16 protein-coding genes and 1 tRNA gene are annotated in these 22,476 nt (G+C 63.4%); 9 read left to right on the forward strand and 8 right to left on the reverse strand.

Annotated elements, in window-relative coordinates; all coding sequences use genetic code 11:
- Positions 1-38 precede the first annotated feature (38 nt).
- The 5 genes from ACYOEI_RS06340 to ACYOEI_RS06360 form a co-directional block, all read right to left on the reverse strand.
- Positions 39-818 (reverse strand): hypothetical protein, encoded by a 780-nt coding sequence (locus ACYOEI_RS06340; protein ID WP_462848506.1) that lies wholly within the window; start codon positions 816-818, stop codon positions 39-41.
- A 533-nt stretch (positions 819-1,351) separates the two neighbouring features.
- A complete protein-coding gene (locus ACYOEI_RS06345; RefSeq protein WP_462848507.1) occupies positions 1,352-2,893 on the reverse strand; it encodes an ABC transporter permease in 1,542 nt (513 codons plus the stop codon).
- Complete coding sequence (locus tag ACYOEI_RS06350) at positions 2,890-3,870, reverse strand: ABC transporter ATP-binding protein (RefSeq protein WP_462848508.1); 981 nt, start codon at positions 3,868-3,870, stop codon at positions 2,890-2,892. Before ACYOEI_RS06350 ends, ACYOEI_RS06345 begins: the two co-directional genes overlap by 4 nt.
- A 17-nt stretch (positions 3,871-3,887) precedes the next feature.
- Complete coding sequence (locus ACYOEI_RS06355) at positions 3,888-5,699, reverse strand: hypothetical protein (protein ID WP_462848509.1); 1,812 nt, start codon at positions 5,697-5,699, stop codon at positions 3,888-3,890.
- A 649-nt stretch (positions 5,700-6,348) separates the two neighbouring features.
- On the reverse strand, positions 6,349-7,776 hold the full coding sequence (locus tag ACYOEI_RS06360; protein ID WP_462848510.1) for a di-heme oxidoredictase family protein: 1,428 nt from the start codon (positions 7,774-7,776) through the stop codon (positions 6,349-6,351).
- 755 nt (positions 7,777-8,531) lie between these two features.
- Here ACYOEI_RS06360 and ACYOEI_RS06365 point away from each other — a divergent pair.
- Complete coding sequence (locus ACYOEI_RS06365) at positions 8,532-8,945, forward strand: hypothetical protein (RefSeq protein ID WP_462848511.1); 414 nt, start codon at positions 8,532-8,534, stop codon at positions 8,943-8,945.
- Positions 8,946-9,079: 134 nt separating this feature from the next.
- Here ACYOEI_RS06365 and ACYOEI_RS06370 read toward each other — a convergent pair.
- Positions 9,080-9,153 (reverse strand) — tRNA-Arg (locus ACYOEI_RS06370).
- A gap of 261 nt (positions 9,154-9,414) precedes the next feature.
- Between ACYOEI_RS06370 and ACYOEI_RS06375 the strand changes: the two genes are divergently transcribed.
- The 8 genes from ACYOEI_RS06375 (at position 9,415) to ACYOEI_RS06410 (ending at position 20,443) form a co-directional block, all read left to right on the forward strand.
- Positions 9,415-10,719 carry a homoserine dehydrogenase gene (locus ACYOEI_RS06375; protein WP_462848512.1) on the forward strand — a complete coding sequence of 435 codons (1,305 nt, stop codon included), beginning with the start codon at positions 9,415-9,417 and terminating at the stop codon, positions 10,717-10,719.
- Positions 10,720-10,862: 143 nt separating this feature from the next.
- The gene (locus tag ACYOEI_RS06380) at positions 10,863-12,071 is read left to right on the forward strand and encodes a cofactor-independent phosphoglycerate mutase (RefSeq protein ID WP_462848538.1); all 1,209 of its coding nucleotides are present in this window, start codon (positions 10,863-10,865) and stop codon (positions 12,069-12,071) included.
- Positions 12,072-12,160: 89 nt separating this feature from the next.
- Entirely contained in the window at positions 12,161-13,954 is a 1,794-nt protein-coding gene (locus ACYOEI_RS06385) for an aspartate kinase (RefSeq protein ID WP_462848513.1), read from the forward strand.
- Between the two features lie 28 nt (positions 13,955-13,982).
- The gene (locus ACYOEI_RS06390; RefSeq protein ID WP_462848514.1) at positions 13,983-14,789 is read left to right on the forward strand and encodes a phosphatase PAP2 family protein; all 807 of its coding nucleotides are present in this window, start codon (positions 13,983-13,985) and stop codon (positions 14,787-14,789) included.
- A gap of 54 nt (positions 14,790-14,843) precedes the next feature.
- Positions 14,844-15,227, forward strand: a complete 384-nt coding sequence (locus tag ACYOEI_RS06395) for a DUF1801 domain-containing protein (protein WP_462848515.1) — start codon at positions 14,844-14,846, stop codon at positions 15,225-15,227.
- Positions 15,228-15,989: 762 nt separating this feature from the next.
- Positions 15,990-16,544: a ribosome silencing factor gene (gene rsfS, locus ACYOEI_RS06400; RefSeq protein ID WP_462848516.1), complete on the forward strand. Its 555-nt coding sequence runs from the start codon at positions 15,990-15,992 to the stop codon at positions 16,542-16,544.
- 84 nt (positions 16,545-16,628) lie between these two features.
- Positions 16,629-18,347 (forward strand): arginine--tRNA ligase, encoded by a 1,719-nt coding sequence (argS, locus tag ACYOEI_RS06405; RefSeq protein WP_462848517.1) that lies wholly within the window; start codon positions 16,629-16,631, stop codon positions 18,345-18,347.
- A 257-nt stretch (positions 18,348-18,604) separates the two neighbouring features.
- Positions 18,605-20,443: a YVTN family beta-propeller repeat protein gene (locus ACYOEI_RS06410; protein WP_462848518.1), complete on the forward strand. Its 1,839-nt coding sequence runs from the start codon at positions 18,605-18,607 to the stop codon at positions 20,441-20,443.
- 152 nt (positions 20,444-20,595) lie between these two features.
- Here the strand turns inward: ACYOEI_RS06410 and ACYOEI_RS06415 are convergent, their stop codons facing one another.
- Positions 20,596-21,720: an ATP-grasp domain-containing protein gene (locus ACYOEI_RS06415; RefSeq protein ID WP_462848519.1), complete on the reverse strand. Its 1,125-nt coding sequence runs from the start codon at positions 21,718-21,720 to the stop codon at positions 20,596-20,598.
- Between the two features lie 153 nt (positions 21,721-21,873).
- Positions 21,874-22,212, reverse strand: a complete 339-nt coding sequence (locus tag ACYOEI_RS06420) for a DUF6370 family protein (protein ID WP_462848520.1) — start codon at positions 22,210-22,212, stop codon at positions 21,874-21,876.
- Between the last annotated feature and the right edge of the window lie 264 nt (positions 22,213-22,476).

Consider the following 22,476-nt stretch of genomic DNA (forward strand, 5'->3'; position numbering starts at 1 on the left):
CGTGTACCCCGAAGTGATTGACGGCGTTGTTGCCGCGATCAAGCTTTGGTGGCGTCGTTCCGAACTACGGCCTCGTTGAGGACCATGAGCACTCCGACCGCGGCGAACGTCGTAACCGCGAGACGGGCGATCAGTCGAGTTTCCCAGGTGATTGAGACGAACTGGGCCGTCAAGGCCGAGGGGAATGCAATGGCCCCGAGGACTTCGTAGACGATCGTTCCAAACCCCGCACCGATCATCCCACCGACAACGATCCGAGGCAGGCGACCTCGTTCTCCAAGACCTAACCCGAACGCCAGTGCGGCCGAGCCCCCCACGGTCGACCAGATCCCTGCGTGGACGAGCAAGGGGAAAACCAGGTCGTTCGAGGCCTCATCCGGGTGGCCTTCCGCGTAAGCCCGATACCACGGGAGGAGTACGGCCGACGTGGCCGCTGCAAGGACTGCACCGACCCCGAGGCCGATCAACGCGGCCCGGATCGCCAGGCGATGAGACCGCCCCGCAAATCCGCCCGCCAGGCCCATTCCCAAGCCCGAAACACCACCGAGGATAATGAACGCCAATCCGGCATTCTTGGCGTCGGTCGCGGTCCGGTCGTTCCGAAACGCCATGACCACGCTCCGGCCCTTCGACATCGTCTCGTGGAGTGGTGGCCGGAAGGCGTGAAGGGCGGCCTCACCCGCGGCCCAGGAGGCCAGTCCAGTCAGGACCCCCGCCACGAGTGCCATCCCCCAAAGTCGAGGGCGTGAGAACAGTCCGACGTCTCCTGACCTGGCCGACGCCTCTGGTGAAGCCGAAGCGCCATCGATCGGTTCCATCGCGCAGAGGCTCCTTCAACCGGGAGGTCTCGACCATTCTCATCGCATGACCGACGGAAACGACGAACGCTCGACGCGTCCCACCGTAGAGGTCCGTGCCCCTCGACGGGGGAATTCGTACCGCGTTGATCGCAAAGGTCGTCAGAACGAACCACGCCCCTAGCCGGCGCGTCTCGAGTCGATCACGGGACCGGGATGTGGAAAGGGCGAGCCGATAGCTCGTTGGATGCCCGACCACGGTGTATCGACAACACCCACGCCCCCCCGAGATCCCGACCCGAACCCCGAGCGCCAGGATCTAAAGGATACCGGTCCGTCGAGGGACGAGTCCAGGGACCATGGAATCAAACCACGCGATTCTCGGCGTCGACCGAGATCGCTTCGGTGGTCTCTCTCACCCCGGGAACTCGTCGAGGTGGCTCAATCTCTCGCTCATGGCCAGAGCTCGGCTTGTGATTCTTCGAGGGCGACCCGCGAGGGAATTCATCAAGTGAGCCCGAGACAATCCTTGCCGAACTCCGCCGCAGGCTGGCTCACGCCCGTGACTCGAGAAGCGCCGTGGGATTCGACCGGGCTTCAATTTGGCTGCGGACCGGGTCGGTCACAATGTCATAAACTCCGGACCAAAGCGCACGGACGTTGACCACGATCGCGAGGATCGCAGTGACCACGATGCAGGAGACGGTATTGATAGCCCCGAAATTGCCGTCGGCGATCGTCTGTAGGGTCAGGATCGGATTGACGACATCGAAAAGCTCTGGGGTGGTCGTCTGGGACACGAAATGGATGACCGCGGCCCCGACGATCAAAAGTAGATTCACCAAGGCCAGGATCGCGACGACGTGGTAAGAATAAACCTGCGGCATCCAGCGCCTCAACAGACGCCCCAGGAGAGTGCCCGTCCCGAGATAAATCAAGGAATAGGCCACCAGGGCGAGCGCGTATTGAGTTGCCTGCTGATCATCCAGGAGCGTGCTCAACGTAAAATACGGCAACAAGACCAGCACGAAAATGGCGAGCAGTGCCAGCGAGAGGAGAGCATAAAGTAGTCCACGCGTCGCACCCGGCAGAAAGGGGGCCCACAGTACCCTCGCCAGGCCCGATTGGGGCAATCCTCGGCTGACGCGCCGCGAAAGTGTATCCGGTGCCCCCACGAACAACAGGCTCGCCACCGTAATTTGGATCGTCGTGAGAGTCAGGATGGCTTTTAACCCATCGGAACCCATCGCCGGCACCTGCTGCACGATCATGAAGGCAATCAGACCAATCCAGCAAAAGAGCCATTGCGCGCCCGTGGCCAACCGAATGCCCGTGCTTCGGTTGTCCGAATCGAACGTCAGTTGGGCGATGGCCGCCTGCTCGCAGATATGTCCGGTCGAAATGGCGAGGAATACCACCAGGGCGATCGCCCACCACGTCACCGACTCGTCGAATCGAATGTTGACGCCGGCCGCCGTCATGAAGCCGAAAAAGGACATCATCCCCCCGAAAGCCAGCGCGATTACAAACAGCGAGGAGAGAGATTGAAACGCCGTATGGCGTGCCTGGGATCCGATCGCGACGGCCACCGCGGAGAAACACAGCGCGGTGATCAGGAGCATGATCAGCGAAAAGCTCACGTGGACGATGTCGAAACCCGGCAAGAGCGAGGTGAATGCAATGAAGGGAGCGATCGCACAGTAGTAGACCAGCACCTGGACTAACGCGCTGAGGATCTTGCCGCGGACGATCTGCGGGGGCGAGAGCGCCGTGATTTGTAAAAGTTCGAGCGTTGTCTCGTTGCGCTCTTCGACAATGCTGCGAAACGTCGAGAAGGGAACGATGACCAACGTCGCCGCGGACAGGGCGAACAAAAATCCTGCAAAAAAAGTCACCGCCGACGACCCATAGTCGATCGACTCACCCAGATACGACACACCAAAGATCGAGCCGGCCCAGGCCGCCAGGAGGAGGAGCAGGAACGTGAGGACGAACTGGCGGCTCTTGAGAGCCTGCCGCACCTCCTTCACGACGATGGGGTTAAATCGGTCACCAAGACGTTCCAATCGAGCGATGATTGACGAGGAGGCGCTCATTGCGTGATCCCCTTGGTGATGGCCATGAACGCGTCCTCAAGACTTTCGACCCGGCCGCGGAACTCGACCACCTCGAGGTCGGCCCGAATGAGCCGTCTCAAAATCGCGGCCAACTCCGGTTCGTCACCGGTAAACTCGAAGGTGGCGACCTGGTCCGCGAGTTCCACGTTCCTGACGAGCGTTTCCTGGGAAAGCAGGTGCTCTAACTTTTCAGCGTCGCGGAGCACGCGAACCGAGATCGCCGGCCCCTCGGCACGCCCTTCCGAGACGCGCTGGGCCTGCATGATCTCCGTCATACTGCCGCTCGCGAGGAGTCTTCCTGCCTCGATGATCGCCGCCGAGTCGCAAATCTCACCCAGCTCGGTGAGGATATGCGAGCTAATGAGCACCGTTTTTTGTTGCTCGGTCGCCAGGACGTGAATCAGGCCCCGCAGTTCGATGCGTGCCCGAGGGTCAAGGCCCGCGGCCGGTTCGTCGAGGATTAGCACGGAGGGGTCGTGGATCAGCGTTCGTCCCAGGGCAAGCCGTTGCGACATCCCCTTGGAGAGGGTCTTGATCGACTTGTCCGCCAGTTTCCGTAATTCGGTGAAGACCAGGACTCGCTCGACGGCGTCTCTTCGGGCGTCTCCCGAGAGCCCGTACGCCCTCGCGAAGAAGTCGACGTATTCCACGACATCCATGTTCGCATACTTGCCGAAACTGTCCGGCATGAACCCGACGATTCGTCGGACCTTGTCGGGGTCGTCGACGACCGAATAGCCATCGATGAACACCTCTCCGTCCGTCGGAACCTCGAGCGTCGCCAGGATCCGCATCGTGGTCGTCTTGCCGGCGCCGTTGGGACCGATGAATCCCATGACCTGGCCCGGGTAGACCTTGAACGAGATGCCGTCGACGGCCCTTAGCCGGCCGAAATGCCGGTGGAGGTTGCGCAGTTCGATCGCCGGGGTGCCGAGGTTTCCGTTGGATTCCGTCATGATTGTCCGGAGTATGATCAATAGTATCCGAACAGCAAGTGGTAGCCTGCTTGTTCGATGGTCGGTCCAACCCCCGTGTCGACCCCGGGATTCTGGCGGAGGACCGCCAGAAAGGTGCGAGGCGCGAGAGACGTCTTGCGGGACGAAAGGTCCTGGGACCACGTCCGGATCAGCCGTTCCATCAGATTCGAGTCGAAGTGCGGCTCCGGAAAGCCCGTGAACCGTGCGAATGATCGAAAGCGGCGACCGAGCAGAGGATTCACGACGGGCGCGGTGAAATTGTCGGGAAGCTCGGGACGGTTCCGGCCCAGGAGTCGGAGAAAGTCCGTCCGATTCTTCTCCGAAAGGTCCGCCAAACGCACGGTCGCGTCGGGTCGGACATTCGCCGCGGACAAGAGCCGTCCCGACTCATCGGCCACGAGAACTGCTTCCATTTCCCAAGGGAAGCCGTTGTTGATCGAGAGGCCGCCGTCCGGTCCAGGTTTGACGTCGATGTGGGCTTTCTGTTCGGAGTTGCGAATGGTCAAGAATTGTGTTCTTGTCCGCGACCGCAGCCAACCCGAGGTCAGGGACTGACCCTCGGTCCAGTCGAGAGTGGAGGCACCCGGCGCGCTCGTCGGCGGGAAAACCGGGAAGACCGCCGTATCCTGCGAAAACTGCATGCCACGCGAGGGCGCCACCCCGGCAAAGAGGGCCATCCGCGCGATCGTCACCGCCTGATGGCTCTCCTGGTCGAGGACCGTCAGGCTTCGGATCCGAGACCGGATGCTAAACCCGTGGGCGGCCACCGAATATCCCACGAGCAATACACTTGTCACAAATGCGGTGACCGGGACGGTCACCAGGAGCATCCATAACAACCTCTTACGCTTGAGATAAAAATAGTTCACAGGTCCGATCAGGACCGCGAACGCGGTGATCAGCACCATGAACCCGTAGACGGGGACACCCCGAATGTTCGGATTCATGAAATTGTAGAATTCTTCCGTACCGAACTCGGGCACGATGCCATGCCTTTGTGCCCATGAGAAACGAGGAGCTCCGACGGCCGTCAACAAGGAGGACCATTCGTCCGAGTATTCGGGCAACCGGTCGGGGAATTTGCAAACCAAGCCGAGCATAAGCTCGCGTTTCGCGAAACGCAGGAGCGATTCCCCCCCACGCGACTTCGTCCAGCTTGGACTAACCGCCGCGTGTTCATTCAAGCTGAGAAGACGATCGAGTGCCTCGACATCCCCGGGAGATTCGCCCGTCTCGAAGACGATCAGGTTCCCGCCGCAGCCCACCCATTCCAGGATCGCGGATCGCACCGGCGACTTGAGGTGCTCGAGGTCATCGCGCGAAATGGTGAGAAAATCGAGACCGCTGAAATCGATCCAGGAATCCGGCAAACTGCCCGGTGGGACCACTTCCACGACCGCGGACGCGTCGTTCGAGTTGAACCCACTGAATTGATCCTGATTGCGCGAGGCGCCGACGGCCGAGATATACGCCGTGAAATCGATCGGTCGGGTTGAGACCACGAGCATGGCAGGCGCGTTCGCCGTGGCGTTTCCGATCACTCGATTGTGCGAAGACAGTTCGATTCCCTGCTCATAGACGTGAAGCACACCCTGCTGGAACGCCGTCATCGGAATCGGGAGCGTAAGACGGACGGTCGCGCGTTCATCCACGCCGACGACACGAGTCACCGTCACTCCATGAGACCGGTCGGAGGGGACGGCCTCGAGTACGAGCGATCGGGCCCCGGCCTGGTTCGCGATCTCGACTCGAACGGGAAGATAGCCACCGACGGCACACCCCGCCCAACGGGTGTCCGTCCGAATCAAGAGGTCATCCCCTGAGGTCGTTCGCTGTTCGCCGGACGCGAATGTCGCGACAGGGGTGGCGAGTATCAAGGCAAGGCCGGCCAGGCACAAGGAGAGGAAGCGACAAGGCAAACAAGAGGCAAAAGTCGAGCGCCCCCACTCCCGATCTCGAAAGCTCCTCTCAGCCGCGATCCCCATCAGCCAATCTCCAGGCCGCGGCGAGTGCATGCACGGCCGCTGAAGGTGTCCCTGAATCGACCAGCACATCCGCAACCATATCACTTGAATGAGAGGCAGATGCTTTTCTTGCGATAGACAAGTCGCCACCGTCGGCGAATCGAGGCTGTTCAAGAATTGGACCAGGGCCGGACATCCCGATGCCGGTGTCAACCTCGACAGGTCGCGGCCAACGGTGGACGTTGATGTTAGAAATGGCCGATCCTGCCGGGCCATGTTAATGGCCAAGACTCAGCCGATCGAGGGTGAAGTCGCCAGAGTGTCTGATTCGAGAGCGTGCACCGAAACCTGTTTTTTCTTAAAAACCGGGTTTCTGATGCGCATGACGTAGACGACCACACCCGCGATGGCATGGTGGATGCCTGCAAAAACCTGTCTTTTTAAGGGAAAAACAGGTTTCGAGACAGGCCCCTGGCGACTTTCATGGTTCAGATCATCGATCGACAATACTCAAGAGCGAGGCGGCCGGAGGCGTGCCGGCGAGGATGCCAAGGACATTGAGCTTGGGAGAGCTCCCGAATACCATGCGGGCGACCGGCTGTTTCGGCATTGGCGACTTCGTCATGTCGCGTCCCTCAAGGCCAACGCCTGGAGCTCGCAGTGTATTGAGGAACGTGATCAGCTCGTCTTGCTGGGCAAAGGAGAGACCCGCGAAGCGATTCGCGGACGGGAGTGCCTGCCCGGAGTGCAGCTTGATGGCCTCGGTAAGCGTCGTCGCTCGGCCGTCGTGGAGATAGGGTGCCGAATCCGCGACACCCCACAGCGGCGGCGTGCGCCATTCGCTCGGGGATCTCGTGCTCGTGTCGAAGTCTTCCGTGTCCGGCGACTCTTCTCCATAGAAACCACCGCCGCCAAGCCCTTCGCCCATCTCGTGCAGCAGCAAGTCGCTGTAAAGTCCCCGGGCCTCGGCCACGTCGGGGGTGTGGCAGTTGGTGCAGCCGATCTGCTTGAAGTGCTTCTTACCGGCAACGGCGCGGGCCGCCTCGTCGGCCGAGGATGGGATCACTTCCTGGGGCATTGGCAGTGACGCGATATAGGCCGTCATCTGATCGCACTGCTTGTCCGTGAGGTCGAGTCCGCGGGGTTGATACCACGGTTGCGAGAGCGATGCCGGCTGGGCCTGCAGGGGATTCCCGAGGCCCAACTCATTGGCGCAGGCGACCCGAACGAACTCGGACAGGTTGCCGACGTTGGCCTTCCATCCGAATTTCCCGACTCGCCTGCGGGGCAGCTTCGCGGCGCGTCCGGCGGGGGTTGCCTCGCCATTGAAGACCATGAGGCCAATCTTGAAATGCTGATCGCGCTCGTTGGCCAGGATCGCCGAGTCAGGGATCGCGTCGATGACGTGGGCGCCGAACAGGGCGGGCGTGTTCCGCTGGCCGATATCGATCTCACGGACAACGCCGACTTGGTTGGTTTGGACAACCGCCGCGGTTTGACCGGGCTTGGCTAGGACCTCCTGCAGGTCGGCGAGAGACGGGCGGCTCTTCTTCGGGAATGACGGTGAGATGTTCGCCAACGTCTCCTGGGAGGCCGCGTCGATCCCGAACTGATGGATCACCCCGCTCCCCGCGCTCGCCCCGGGTTTGGCCGCCCGAGTGAAGACCGTCACATTATGTTCCTGAGGGCCGCTCCCCCCGACTCCCCCTTGCCGATGGCAGGCGACGCAAGAGTTCGCGTTGAAGACCGGGCCCAAGCCGTCGCCACTGGCGGCCAACTTGTCGCCGGCCGTCCACTCGTGGAGGAACAGATCGCGTCCGGCCTGCGAATCCCGAGCGTCGGCCTTCGGTCGCCCGTCATACCGGAGCAACCATCCGGTTGTCCGATATCCGACGGGGACGATGATCGTCACCAGCCCCACCCAACACAGCGCTCCGCATAATCGCTTCATGATGTGGCCTCTCCCACGATCGTCTCGTGAAGCCTCGTTCCGCACAATGCTGCCGGCCGCCGGGGCACCGACGGCAACGAACACAACGCAGACGACGACCGAGCCAATCCTCGAGGTGCCGGTCGAGCGTCAGACCACTGTAACCCTGCGCGCATCTTCCTCCGCCGATCGAGCCTCGAGCGGTTCGAAACCGCGGGGCCGCAAATCGACAACTGTAAGAATAGCTGCCTCCCGACCGGATTGCAAGCAAAGAGTATGGAAGGGATCGATCCCGCCCCGACGACCATCACGGTACCGAAATCCTGGTGTACCCATCGACGATCCCCGCACGTTTGCGATGGCCTGGCTCGAGGGATTGGGCTCTCCCCATCGGGCACGCATCAAGGGCCATATCGACCGTCTCCGGGACTGGCAACACGACCGCGGCGAAGACCTCGCCGGAATTAGGGGATGCGACGAGTCGGCGGTGCATTGTGCTTTCAGAAAGATCTCGGGGGGGATCGGCGATACGTATCAGGACTCCGCGGACATTAATAACCAACGATCGTTCATTTAATGACAAACTATCTCGCCGAAGTCCGTCAGGGCCGGGGCCGGCGCATTGAGCGGCGTGTCGGTCGTCGGGGCTTCTTGGATGACGCCCTGCTCGCCTCGATCGCCTCGAGTCGATTGTCCCCATCGTCGGGTTCGAACAACACGGGATCACCAGTCGAATAATGAGCTCCATGAACTTCGAAATCGAAATCCACGACTCGACCCTCGCCGAGATCATCCCCGAGGGTCGGGATCTCATCTTCCGCCTGGCGCCGGCCTATGTGCACGCCTCGACCGGGCGACCTGGTATCGATCCGGGCTCGGGGTGGCTCCAGGACATCGACCTTGTGATCGTCGATGCCGAGGTCGCGTTGTTACCGACCGCGTTACCGGTTGAACTCGTCGACGGGTCGCTCTCGGTCGATGAGGTTCGCCGAGATCATTCCATCCCGCTTCCCCTGATCGCCTCGGGTATGGTGTCGTTCACCGCCGAGACCTTCCGTGGTGATCGGTTGATCGTGAATGGTACAGGGGCAAGGTCTCTGCCAAGCGGAGAACCAAGATACGTCGAAAATTTCCCAGGATCAGCAGAAGCCGGAACCTGACCTTGAATCACGAGAACTCCGGTAGAGGGGATGCTCTCGATTGTGTGAGTGTCCGGACCCTTCGAAAACCGCTCCCTTGCATTCCTCCGAACAAACAAAAAACCCCTGGTCTCCCAGGGGTTTGCGTCTCAAAGTACACCCGAAGGGATTCGAACCCCTAACCGTCGGTTCCGAAGACCGATGCTCTATCCAATTGAGCTACGGGTGCATAATCAGACTGACCTCGCGACGATGATCTTTATCTTGCGGCCATCTTCGCGATCACGGGAGCTAGTATAATGGATTCTTCCCGCGAGACAAGCGCCCACCGGGGAGTGTTGGGAACCGAGAGGAGCGAAAGGCTCGTGGGATCGGCGGGATTGGGGGATGGGAATTTCGCGCCCTCTTGCCGACGCGAAGGGGGATCGCTAGGGTTATTTGTCTTGTCGGCCAAGATGTTAGGGTTTGTAAGCTCGGCGATGGGGGGGGGATGGAACGAGTCGGTGTCGGGATCTTGGGACTGGGGACGGTTGGCTCGGGAGTGGCTCGCCTCTTAGTCGAGAACGGCGACCGCATTTCCCGACGGGCCGGGCGACGCATCGAGCTTCGACGGGCGGTCGTCCGCGACCGCGCCAAGGATCGCGGGATGACGTTGCCCGAAGAATGCGTCGTGCTCGACCCGAGGCGGGTGATCGACGATCCCGAAGTCCAGATCGTCGTCGAGACGATGGGGGGGATCGAGCCGGCCCTCAGTCTGGTGCTCGACGCAATGGCGGCCGGCAAGGACGTGGTGACGGCGAACAAGGCACTGCTGGCCGAGCACGGCACCCGGCTCTTCACGCAGGCGCGAAAGTATGGCCGGGCGATCGCCTTCGAGGCGACCGTCGGCGGGGGGATCCCGATCGTCCAGGCCCTCGGCGTCTCGCTCGCGGCGAACCAGGTTCAGAGTCTCGCGGCGATCGTCAACGGCACCTGTAACTTTATCCTGACCTCGATGACCCGCGACGGCCTCTCCTACGCCACGGCGTTGGGGCAGGCGCAGGAGCTCGGGTATGCGGAGGCCGACCCGACCCTCGACGTCGACGGGACCGACACCGCCCACAAGCTCGCGATCCTGGCCCAACTCGCGTTCTCCGCGGGCGTCACCACGGCGCAGATCCCCCGATCGGGGATCGACCGGCTCCAACTGGCCGACATCAAGTACGCCGCCGAGCTCGGATACACGGTGAAGCTGCTCGCGCTCGCGAAGCTCTCCGAGGCCGGGCTTGAGCTACGAGTCGCGCCGACGTTGGTCAAGCAGGGCACTCCGCTGGCCGAGGTCCGGGGCCCTTACAACGCGATCCGCGTCGTCGGCGACGCCGTGGGTGATACCCTCTTCTATGGGAGAGGGGCCGGGATGATGCCGACGGCTTCGGCGGTGGTCGGCGACCTGATCGACGTTGTCGTCGGACGTGCCGCGCTGACTTCGTCCGCGTTGAACCTCTGGCCGGAGGCGGCCCCGCCGACTCGCCTCACGCCGACGAGCCAGGTGCGGAGCCGCTACTACCTCCGGTTCACGATCGCCGATCGGCCCGGTGTGCTCGCGTCGCTCGCCCAGGTCCTCGGACATCACGGGATCAGCATCGCCAGCGTGATCCAGCATGACCCCGGCGATGACGCCCCGAGCGACAGCCCGGTGCCACTCGTGATCATGACCCACCTTGCGGTCGAGGCCAACCTGACCGCGGCCCTCGACGAGATCGACGGGCTCGACGTCGTCCGCGCGCCGAGCGTGCGACTCGGTGTCGAGGAGTGAGGATCCTCGAGGGAGTCGGACAATCTCGACCTGGCGTCGATCGATCCTGATTCACGACTTCCGATAAGCCTTTTTCGAACGTTCTCCCGCTCGCCTTCCGTGTCCGTGCCTTTGTGGTGCGAGTCCCCTTGAGCAAGACCGCCATGCCGACGAAGTATGTCATCGTGATCCCCGACGGCGCGTCCGACGAGCCCCAGGCCTCGCTCGGGGGCAAGACGCCCCTCCAGGCGGCGCAGACGCCGGAGATGGATCGGATCGCGCGCGAAGGGATCCTCGGCAGGTCGCGGAACGTCCCCGACAAGTTCCTGCCGGCGAGCGACGTGGCGACGTTGAGCCTGTTCGGGTACGACCCCCTGCTCTACTACACGGGCCGTGCGCCGCTCGAGGCCGCGGCGATGGGACATACCATCGGCCCCGACGACTGGGCCGTGCGGTGCAATCTGATGACCATCCGCGACGGATTGCTGAGCGACTTCACCGCGGGGCACATCACGAGCGAAGAAGGTCAGGTCCTGATGGAGGCGGTGCAGGCCAAGGTCGGCCGGCCCGGCGTCGAGTTCTATCCGGGCGTCAGCTACCGGAACCTGATGATCTATCGGGGAAAGCCCGGAGAACGGCCGTTCGACGAGACGACGCTGACCACCCCCCCGCACGACCAGCCCGATCGCCCGGCGGAAGCCTTCTTGCCGAGGGGGACGGGTTCCGAGACCCTCCGCGGTCTGATCGACGAGGGGACTGCCGTCGTCCGGGACCATCCCATTAACCAGGCCCGACTCGCGGCAGGGAAATCGCCGGCCAACGCGATCTGGCTCTGGGGCCAGGGGAAGGCGCCGGCGCTGCCGAAGTTCATCGACGTCCACGGGCTCAGGGGGGCGATCATCTCCGCCGTCGACCTCGTCCGAGGCGTCGGGGTCCTGGCGGGTTGGAATCGGATCGATGTCCCGGGCGCGACGGGCTATCTCGACACCGACTATGCGGCCAAGGGCCGCTATGGGATCGAGGCCCTCAAGGACCATGACATCGTCTGCGTCCATGTCGAGGCGCCCGACGAGGCGAGCCACGAAGGGCGGGCCGACGCCAAGGTCGAGGCGCTCGAGCGGATGGACCGCGAAATCGTCGGCCCGCTCCGCCAGGCTCTCGAGGGCTATGGAAACTGGCGGATGCTGATCTCCCCCGACCACGCGACCCTGCTGCGCACCCGCGCCCACGACCGAGGATGGGTCGCCTGGGCGATCGGCGGTCCGGGGCTCGCCGCCTCGGGCCTCTCCTACGACGAGATCTCCGCGGCAGAAGCCGGCGGCCCGGCGCTCGAACGCGGATTCGAGTTGATGTCCTTCCTGCTGAAGTCGTAAGGTCGAAGGCGGCCGGACGTCGGTCCCTCCCCGATCCCGAGGGTTTGATTCGAAATTCTCCTCTTGGTATGCAGAGCGGAGCCTTGCCCGTGCCTCTTTTGGTCCAGAAGTTCGGCGGCACCAGCGTCGCCGATTCGAACAAGATCCTCGCCGCCGCTCGGCGTGCCATCCAGGCCCATCAGCGAGGCCAGCAGGTACTCGTCGTCGTCTCGGCGCGCGGGCACACCACCGACGAACTCGTCGAGCTCGCCAAGGAAATCTCCGAGCACCCGCCGGCCCGGGAGATGGACATGCTCCTCTCCACGGGCGAGCAGATCAGCGTCGCCCTCATGGCGATGGCGATCCAGGCCCTCGGCGTCCCGGCGATCAGCTTCACCGGGGCCCAGGTCGGCCTCGTGACCGACAGCTTCCACACCAAGGCTCGGATCCGCAACATCTCGACCGAGCGGATGGTCCAGGCGCTCGGCGACGGCAAGATCGTCATCGTCGCCGGATTCCAGGGGATCGACGAGAACTACAACATCACCACGCTCGGCCGAGGGGGGTCCGACACGACCGCCGTGGCCCTGGCCGCGGTCCTCGGCGCCGACGCCTGCGAGATCTACACCGACGTCGACGGCGTCTACACGACCGACCCCAGGGTCGTCCCCGAGGCGAGGAAGATCGACCGGATCAGCTACGACGAGATGCTCGAACTGGCCAGCCTCGGCGCGGGGGTCATGCACTCGCGTTCGATCGAGTTCGCCAAGAAGTACGGCGTGCCGATCCACGTCCGGAGCTCGTTCACCGACACACCAGGCACCTGGATCGTCGCCGAGGCCGACGCGCGTCGGCTCGGCGTCACCGTGACCGGCGCGGCGCTCGCCAAGGATGAGGCACGGATCACGATCCTCGGCGTTCCAGATCGCCCCGGAGTGGTCCACTCGCTCTTCCACACGATCGCCGCGGCGAACATCGTCGTCGACATGATCGTCCAGAACGTCGCGACCGAAGGGGCGACCGAGGTCAGCTTCACCGTCGACTCCGACGACCTCGCCGAAACCTTGAACGCCGCCGAGGCCGCCGCCAAGGCGATCGGCGCAACCTCGGTGACCCACGAGGCGGAAGTCGCGAAGGTCTCGGTCGTCGGGCTCGGGATGCGTACGCACACCGGCGTCGCCACGACCATGTTCGAGGCGCTCGCCAAGGCCGGCATCAACATCGAGATGATCACGACCAGCGAGATCAAGATCAGCGTTTTGGTCGATCGCGCCTCGGCGGCTACCGCGCTTCGGGCCGTCCACAAGGCGTTTGCACTCGACCAGTGGGACAATTCGAACTCCGCGCCTTTCGCGATCGAGCGATCCTCGACGATCGCCAAACGCCCGGCCCCCGCCGCCGAGAACGGGGTCTCCAGCACGCCGACGCCTGGGATGGAAGACCTCGTGATCTCCGGCGTCGAGCTCGACGAGGGGCAGTCGCGGATCACCCTGTTCAACGTCCCCGACCAGCCCGGCTATGCGGGTCGAGTCTTCCGCCAGATCGCCGCCGCGGGCGTCTTCGTCGACATGATCGTGCAGAACGTGAGCACGGCCGGGAACACCCACCTGTCGTTCACCGTGCCGAGCCACTCCGCCGCCGAAGCCGCCAAAGCCGCCACCGGCGACGGCCCGGGCGACGTCTCGATCGAACCCAGCATCGCCAAGCTCTCGGTCCTCGGCGTCGGCATGCGGACCCACACCGGCGTCGCCACGCGGATGTTCGGCGCCCTGGCCGAGCGTGGGATCAACATTGCCTTGATCAATACGAGCGAAGTCCGGATCAACGTGGCCACCGACCCCGCTCGAGGGAAAGAGGCGCTCGCGTGCCTGCGAAAGACCTTCGCGCTCCCCGAGGAGCCGTGATCGGCACGGCAATTGATCTCGAGGAGGGATGGCAGACGATCCTCGCCAAGGGCGGGGCCGTCATGCCGCGGAAACTTCGAGCGAGATCACCATGCAGGATCCCCCTCCGAGAGATCCTCGACGATTGCAGGCCGACTTCTGGCGGGCCGGGATCGTCCTGATCGTCCTCGGGGCGCTAATCTTTGCTTATGGCCAAGCCGGCAAGCCGACCTGGGTCAGCAGGGCCGGAGTCCTCGACCGAAAAGTCCACGACTGGGTCGTCTCGACTCGAGGTAACTGGCCCGGCTTAACATCCTTCTTCCACGCGGCCACGCGGTTCGGGAACCCCGACATCGCCACGGTCGCGACACTGGCCATGACCGCGGGGCTCTATGTACTCTGGCGTCGCGGTGTCGCGGGAGTTCGAAGGTCGGACGCCTTCTTCTGGCTGGCGGTCATCGTCGGCGGACGTTTCGTTTGCTCCGCCCTGAAAGAGCTAATCCGGCGCGAGCGGCCCCCCTTGGGCAATCGACTAATCGCCGAGACCGCGTTCAGCTTCCCCAGCGGGCACAGCGTCTTCGCCTCGGCCTTCTTCACGATGCTGGCGATCCTCTTGCTGAGGATCATCCCCGAGGCCAGGCATCGGTTGCGATGGCTCGCGGCAATCGCCTGCCTTCCCGCCGCCATCCTCGTCGCCTTGAGCCGGGTCTGGCTCGGCGTCCACTACCCCACCGACGTCGTCGCGGGCCTCCTGATCGGCGCCGGCTGGGTCCTGGCGGTCTCCGCGACCCACGATGTATGGTGGCGGAGGAATCCAACGGCATCGGCTACCGCTCTCGCAGCACGCGATCCCTGAGCCGCATGCCTGCCCTTCAGTTGGCTTCGTTTGAGGTGCAGGACTCGGTCCTTTATGAAGAAGAACCAACCCAACGACGACCCGCTTTCCTCGAATTCGGTCGACTGGAGGGTCGAGATGCTCTCCCGACTCCGCACGCTGATCCTGTCGGTCGACCCCGGGATTACCGAAGAACCGAAATGGAAAAAGCCCTCGAATCCGGCGGGTGTCCCGACCTGGTCGCTCAACGGGCTGATTTGTACCGGCGAGACCTACAAGGCGGTCGTAAAGATGACCTTCGCCAAGGGAGCCTCATTACCGGACCCTTCAGGCCTCTTTAACTCGAGCCTCGAAGGCAACACCCGTCGCGCGATCGATTTCCGCGAGGGTGACTCGGAGGACGAGGAAGCCTTGAAGGCCCTCATTCGGGCGGCCGTGGCCTTAAACACATCTTCGTGACCCGCCAAATGAAAGTCGAATACTACATCGATTCCTACCGACGAGGGGTCTACACCGGCAAAGAGCTCGTATTAAAGGTCGCTCTGCTCATCACTCGTGAGAATCTGGAAACGGTGATGAAGTCGATCCCTGAAGAGTGCCTTCATGAGTTCAGAACGATGGCATTCACAGATTCAGACGAAACCACATTCCTCTTTAATTTTCACGGCACACCCCTCCAAGAGCGTGAAATTCTAGACCAACTCGAGGCTGTTCGGCCATTCCTAGAAGATTGGTTTTCTCGTCGATGATTCGAAGGATCAGCGCGCTCACCCTCCCTAATCGAACGTTGGACCTCCGCAGGGCAAATTCATCTGCGGCTTCCTAAGCCCACATCACGAGCTTTGGCTGGTTACCGGGTCGGCAATCCGGGATCGAATCTCGAAGGCAAGACGCGTTGGAGCACTCCCGATTCACATCGTTGTGGACCGGATCATCGTCAGACGCAAAGGTTCGACCTGGGGAGGTGAAAGCCCCAGTCGATGTCGTTGTCGAGGGTTGGAGTCACTGCTCGCAGGAATTTCTGCGGTAGGCATGAGGATTGGGCGAAGCTAGACTGGAAAGGTGTTCCCGTTGAACCTGAAGATCCATGCGCGTGTCCGCCCTTGAGATGGAATGAGCAGGGGTTTCGGTGCGCGTGAGTTTCCCCGCCGAACCCGGCCTCGGGGATGGATGGCGGGATTGAGACCGCCTCGGCATTCCCGCTCTCTCGGACGAGTTGTGATGGCAGAACCCAACGAATCGACAGAAGTCACCCCGACGTCTGAGGCCCCGGTCTCGGCGAAGACTCAACGACGACGCAGCCGGCATGCCCTCCACCAGGACGACGTCCCGTACGGCGCCTCCGGGAGAATCCAGCCCGACCGCCTGGCCCGCGCCCTGGAGCATGCGACGATCTGCGCCAGGATCGCCGACGACAATCGCGCGAAGGATATCTTGCTGCTCGACCTCCGCGAGGTCACGCCGCTGGTCGATTACTTCATGATCGCCACGGCGGCCTCGAGGCGACAGGCGCACGCCATCGCCAGTGAGATCGATCAGGAGATGAAGAAGCTCGGCGAGCACAAGCTCGGGATCGAGGGATCCGAGGAAGGGCGCTGGATCCTGATCGACTACGGCGACTTCGTCGTCCATGTCTTCTCGGGCGAGGCCCGGACGTATTACGCCCTGGAGGAGATCTGGGGCGACGCGGCCCGACTCGAGTGGCAGGACCCGACTCGCCAGAAGGTGACCGCGCCGGCGCCCGATGTCGACGAAGCCCCCGAGTCATCGGATTGACCCCCTGGTCGTGACCTAAAAACCGGCCCCATCCTGGACGCCGCCCCGCGAAGGGGCGGCTTTCGTCTGGTCAGCAGGACATCCATGAACGTCCTTGAACGTCTCCGCGAGGCCTTCGGCGCCGCGACCCCCGAAGGTGGCGACGCCTCCACGTTCGCCGCGGCCGTCCGGCCGAGCACCGACGCGAAGTTCGGCGACTACCAGGCCAACGGCTGCATGACGGTGGCCAAGGCCCTCAAGAAGAATCCCCGCGAGGTCGCGCAGGGTGTGGCGGAGGTGGTGGACCTCGCTCCGCTCGCCCCTCGGCCCGAAGTCGCCGGCCCCGGATTCCTCAACGTCCGCCTCGACGACGCCTGGCTCTCGAAGGCGTTGGGCGTCCTCATAAACGATGAGGCGCTCGGTATCAGCCCCCCCGCCAAGCCGAAGACGGTCATCGTCGACTACTCGTCGCCGAACGTCGCGAAGCCGATGCACGTCGGGCACATCCGCTCGACCGTGATCGGCGAAAGCCTCTCGCGGATCTTCGCGACCCTCGGACACAAGGTCGTCCGAGACAATCACCTCGGCGATTGGGGCTCGCAGTTCGGGATGATCCTCTGGGGCTGGAAAAACCACCGCGACGACCCGGCCTTCGAGGAGAATCCGGTCGCAGAACTCGCCCGTCTTTATCGGTTGGCCCAATCGCGGATCAAGGCGGGTGAGAAAGACGTCGAGGAAGCCAGCCGCGCCGAAACGGCCAAGCTCCACGCGGGGGACCCGGAGAATCGGGCCCTCTGGGAACGGTTCATGCCATACTGCCTCTCCGCGCTCGAGGAGGTCTATCGACGGCTCGGCGTCCAGTTCGACGTTCAGCTCGGCGAGAGCTTCTACGATCCGATGCTCGGCGGAGTCGTCGAGGACCTCCAGAAGAAGGGGATGGCCGAGGAGAGTGAGGGAGCGACGGTCGTCTTCGTCGACAAGGCGAAGGCCCCATTCATCGTCCGGAAGAGCGACGGTGCCTTCAACTACGCGACCTCCGACCTGGCGACGATCAAGTACCGCGAGGAAACCTGGCAGCCCGACGAGGTCCTCTACGTCGTCGATCACCGCCAGGCCGACCACTTCAAACTGCTCTTCGCGGTCGCGCGTCGGTGGGGGTTCGATCGCACTGATCTCGAGCACGTCGCCTTCGGCACGGTCCTCGGCCAAGATCGCAAACCCTATAAGACGCGGGACGGTGACGTCGTCGGCCTCGAGTCGCTCTTGGACGAAGCGGTCGTCGAGGCACGCAAGGTCGTCGATGAGAATAGCCCTGAGCTCTCCCCCGAGGAACGCCAGCGTGTCGCCGAGGTTGTCGGACTCGGCGCCATCAAATACGCGGACCTCTCGCAGAACCGGATGAGCGACTACGTGTTCGACTGGCAAAAAATGCTGGCCATGAACGGGAATACCGGCGCTTACAACCAGTACGCGTACGCGCGGATTCAGAGCATTTTCCGGAAGGGTGAAACCACCCCCGAGGAGATCCGAGGCCTTCGGCCGGAGATCGCCCTCAGCCATCCCGCCGAGCGGGCCCTGGCGGTCCGGCTGCTCCGACTCCCCGAGACCCTCGATCTGGCCGCGTCGGAGCTCAAGCCGAACATCCTGACCGACTACCTGTTCGACCTCGCGGGGACCTTCAGCACGTTCTTCCAGGAGTGCCCGGTCCTCAAGGCCGAATCGACGGAACGCAAGAATAGCCGACTTGCGCTCGCCGACCTGACGGCAAGGACCTTGAAATTCGGGTTGAACTTGCTTGGAATCGAGGTGGCCGATCGGATGTAACTCGAGCGACCCGGCGGGCAACTGACCGCGTGCCCGCGAGGAAATGGGTGCCGCAAGGATGGACCCGACGCTAAAATACTCTTGGCGCCCGAAGTCGGCTTCGTCCGGCCCGTGATCGACCGAGGGTTTCCGCTCGGAGCCCGATGACCGACGCCCGAGCGGATCGAGTCCTGCCGACGTGTGGCCAGGAGCCAGCCTCACCCCCGAACGCCGACCTCGCCCGCGTGGATCCCACCCCAAAGCCTGGAGCGTGCTTCATGAGGTTGCGTCCTCACACTCGACTCGCGTTCGTGGTGGCCGCGGGCCTGGTGGCCTCGGCATCCCTGGCGGCCTCCCAGGCCGAGGACTCGAAGGATTCCGGGCCGCACCGATCGCCGATCGCCCTGGCCCTCTCGAGCGACGGTACGCGACTCCTGTCTGCGAACCAGACTTCGGGCACGGTCTCCCTCATCGACACAACCGCCGGCAAGGTCCTCGACGAAATCCCGACGGGCGAGAAGCCCGCGGGTGTCGCGATCTCGAAGGACGGCCGGCGAGGGCTGGTGACGCATTGGTACGGATATGACCTCGCCCTGCTCGACATCACCACCGACCGACTCAAGATCGTCGGTAAGATCGAGGTCGGACCGGAGCCCCGAGGCGTCGTGATCGCCCCCGATGGGGTGACGGCCTACGTGGCGGTCGGCGTGAGCAACGAAGTGGCCCGCGTCGATCTCGAAGCCCGGAAGGTCACCGGACGACTGGCCGTCGGCCGAGAGCCGAGAGGCCTCGCGCTCTCGACGGACGGCGGGCTACTCCTCGTCGGCAACGCCCGGTCGCAGGAGTTGAGCGTCATCGCAACCGGGGCCTGGAAGGTCGAGCGGTCGCTCACCGTCGAGGGGGATAATCTCCGCCAGGTCGCCTTCTCCCCGGACGGCAAATATGGCTACGTGGCCAACATGTACAACCGTGGGTTCGCCACGACCCAGAACAATATCGACCTCGGCTGGGTCCTCGGCCAGCGCATTACGCGGGTGACCCTCAACGGGTCGGCCACCTATTCGACCCTGACCCTCGACGTTCGTGGCAAGGCCGCCGGCGATGCGCACGGGCTCGCCATCGGATCCGACGGGCGTTTCCTGGCCGTGAGCTGCGGCGGGACCCACGAGGTCATGGTCTTCCGGACGGATGCCCGACGCCTCCCCTGGCGGTCGGGCGGGTCGCGGGACCTGATTGCCCCCGAACTCCTCAACGACCCCGCACGGTTCAAACGCGTCGAGCTGGGAGGTCGTCCGACCGAACTGGCCTTCGCCCCCGACGCGAAAACCTTGTACGTCGCCAACTACCTGGACGACTCGATTCAGGTCGTCAACGCCGAGACCGGCGAGCTCTCGAAGACGATCGCACTCGGCGGACCCAAGGAGCCCTCGCTCGTCAGGCGAGGGGAGGTCCTTTTTCACGCCGCCGAGCGATCGTTCAACCAGTGGTATAGCTGCAACACGTGCCACAGCGACGGCCACACCAACGGGCTCGACTTCGACACGTTCAACGACGGCCGACACGACTACAGCAGCGAGCACAAGCGGAGCCGCAAGAAAGTACCGACGCTCCGAGGGGTCGCCTCCACCGGCCCCTGGACGTGGCACGGCTGGCAGAAAAGCCTCGAGGACGCGACCGTCGAGTCCTTCACCAAGAGCATGCAAGGGAAGCGACCCAAGCCCGCAGAGGTCGAGGCCCTTGTCGCGTATTTGAAGACCCTCGACTTCCCCAAGAACCCCCATCGCGAGCCCGACGGCAGCCTCTCGCCCGCGGCGAAACGAGGCGAGGTCGTGTTCCGATCGGCGAAGGCTGCTTGCAACACCTGCCATGGCGGCCAGGAATTCACCGACGGCCGAATCCACAAGGCGGGTCTCGAGGAGTCCGACGACGCCTATGACGGTTATAACCCGCCGTCGTTGCGCGGGCTTTACGACAAAGACCCCTACCTCCACGACGGGCGATCCAAGACCCTCGCCGAAGCCCTCACCGGCCCCCACGGCCCCGATGCCGTGACCGGCCTGGGTACGCTTTCCGACGAGGAAACTAACGACCTTCTGACCTATCTCAAGAGTCTTTGAGCGTCGGGCCGCAGATCATTCGGCGGTTCGGAACCTTCCGGTTCCTGATCACTCAACTGGTCCCCTTGCAGTGGATCGGGCGACGGTTCGACCGCGACTCGTCGCTCGATGGGCGATCAGACGGCGAGTGAACACGCCAGCGTTCGCTCGCGTTATCCTGGCCGGAGCCTCCCCTCCCAGAAGGCGGACAGCCGGCCCAATCTCCTCTGACAGGCCGTCGCGTCCCGACCCGTCGCGAACAAGGTCAGGACCGGTTCGCCGGTCCCGAAACGAGTCCCGGCTTCGGGAATATCCGCGATTCGGGGGAACTCGAAGGGCGACCGGAGGACGCCAGTTCGTTCCTCGTTCGCGGGAAAGATGCAGGGAGTCGAAGCAAACAAGATTTGCTTCCCAACAAGACGTGGGAAATTTCTTTTTTCAGAATCAGGAGGCCGCAACACCTCGCGATCGAAGATGCGAGCGTGGTCGGCCAGCAGGGAACGGCCCAGGGCGTATTCGAGAATCTCGACGGACGCCGTATACCTCGGGTTCACCTCGACGGGCCAGGGATAGTCGTCGCGGAGGATGAAGTCGACGCCGAAGAGACCGAGGAGGCCGAAGGACCGTACCAGGACGGTTCCCAGTTCTCCGAGCCTATGTGAGGCCTCAGAGGACACCGGCCAGGGACCCAGGCTCCCTCGATACGCGAAGGATGCGCCTGGAACGCCGATCAGTTGTCTGGTCACGCCGACGAGCTTCGCCTCCGTCCTTTCGCCGAGAAAGATGGCGGAGAAGCTCGGTCCGGGGATGTGTTCCTGGTAGTAGAAAGGGCGGAGGGGTGCACGGTAACCAGGCTCGAGCGGCACGATCCCGAAGCCACCCCCTGAGGCAAAAGGCTTGACCAACCAACGCCCGTCCGGAGGGAGTCCCCACGCCGACGATCGGACCTCGGGACAGGCCAGGCCCGCTCGCTGTACAGCGGCAGCGACCTGGAAGGGATCTCGTACGGCCCTCAACGTCTCCGCACCGTTTCCCCAGAGTGTCCGCCGGGCCGAGATCGTGGCCACAAGGTCGGGAGAATTCTCGAGGGACCCGGTATACATCCAAGGGGAGTTGGGAAGCTCGTCGGCAAGCGAGACGAAGTGGTCCGGGTAGAACTCGGGTTCGATTCGGGATGCAGGGCAGACCGCGAGGAGGTCCCGATCGGCGAAGAGGTCGACGCACGAGGGAGTGAGGCCGGCACGAATCGCGGAGAAGGCCGCGGATCTCGTACTGGCACCGAGGATGAGAAGCGTCACGCGTCGGAGTTGAGGATGGGGGATGTGAGGAGAGGAGTGTAACCAGCGTCGCCGCGACGAGTGAGGTTCACCCGTCGCGGAGAGAGGAGCCGAGGCTCCTGATGTGATGCATCTCGAAGCTCGAATGATAAGCCCCGAGGGATGAGGACGTGGTCAGTCGGCCGCTTCGATCTTGGTGGCGGTGATGACCTTCTTGCCGTCCTCTTCCTTGACGGTGCCGGTGACCTTCAGCTTGACCGGGGCGTCCTTCTTGGCGCCGCAGATGCCGAGGCTCTGGTGGACGGCCTTGCTGACGGCGTCATGGGTGATGTAGTAGGTGACCTTCTTGCCGTCTTCCTCGGCCGTGACCGTGTTCTGGCAGGTCTTGGTCTCCTTCAGAGCACACTTGGCGCACACGCCATCGCCGGTGATCGTCTTCTCTTCGGCGGCCAGCGCGAGCGACAGGCCTGAGAACAGGACGGACACGGCCAGGAGCGGGAACAGCTTGGACATGGTCGGTCTCCGCAAGCAAAGAATGAGAGAGGCACGACCGCCTCGCGGTCGTTGAAATCCTGGACACGGTTCACGCGTGCCCACCGCGACATTGAATCAGCAAAGTGAGAGTCGAACAACCTTTTTTCTGGCAATTGCTTAACAATTCGGCGTGGGGGTTGCGGTCGGCGTCTCGACTGTTATGATTCGGGACCATGCACCCGGTCGGTCACGTACGGCCTTGAGGGTCGACCCGGGCCGGCCGGCGACCGGCCTACGCCCACC

It is taken from the genome of Singulisphaera rosea (assembly GCF_054877945.1).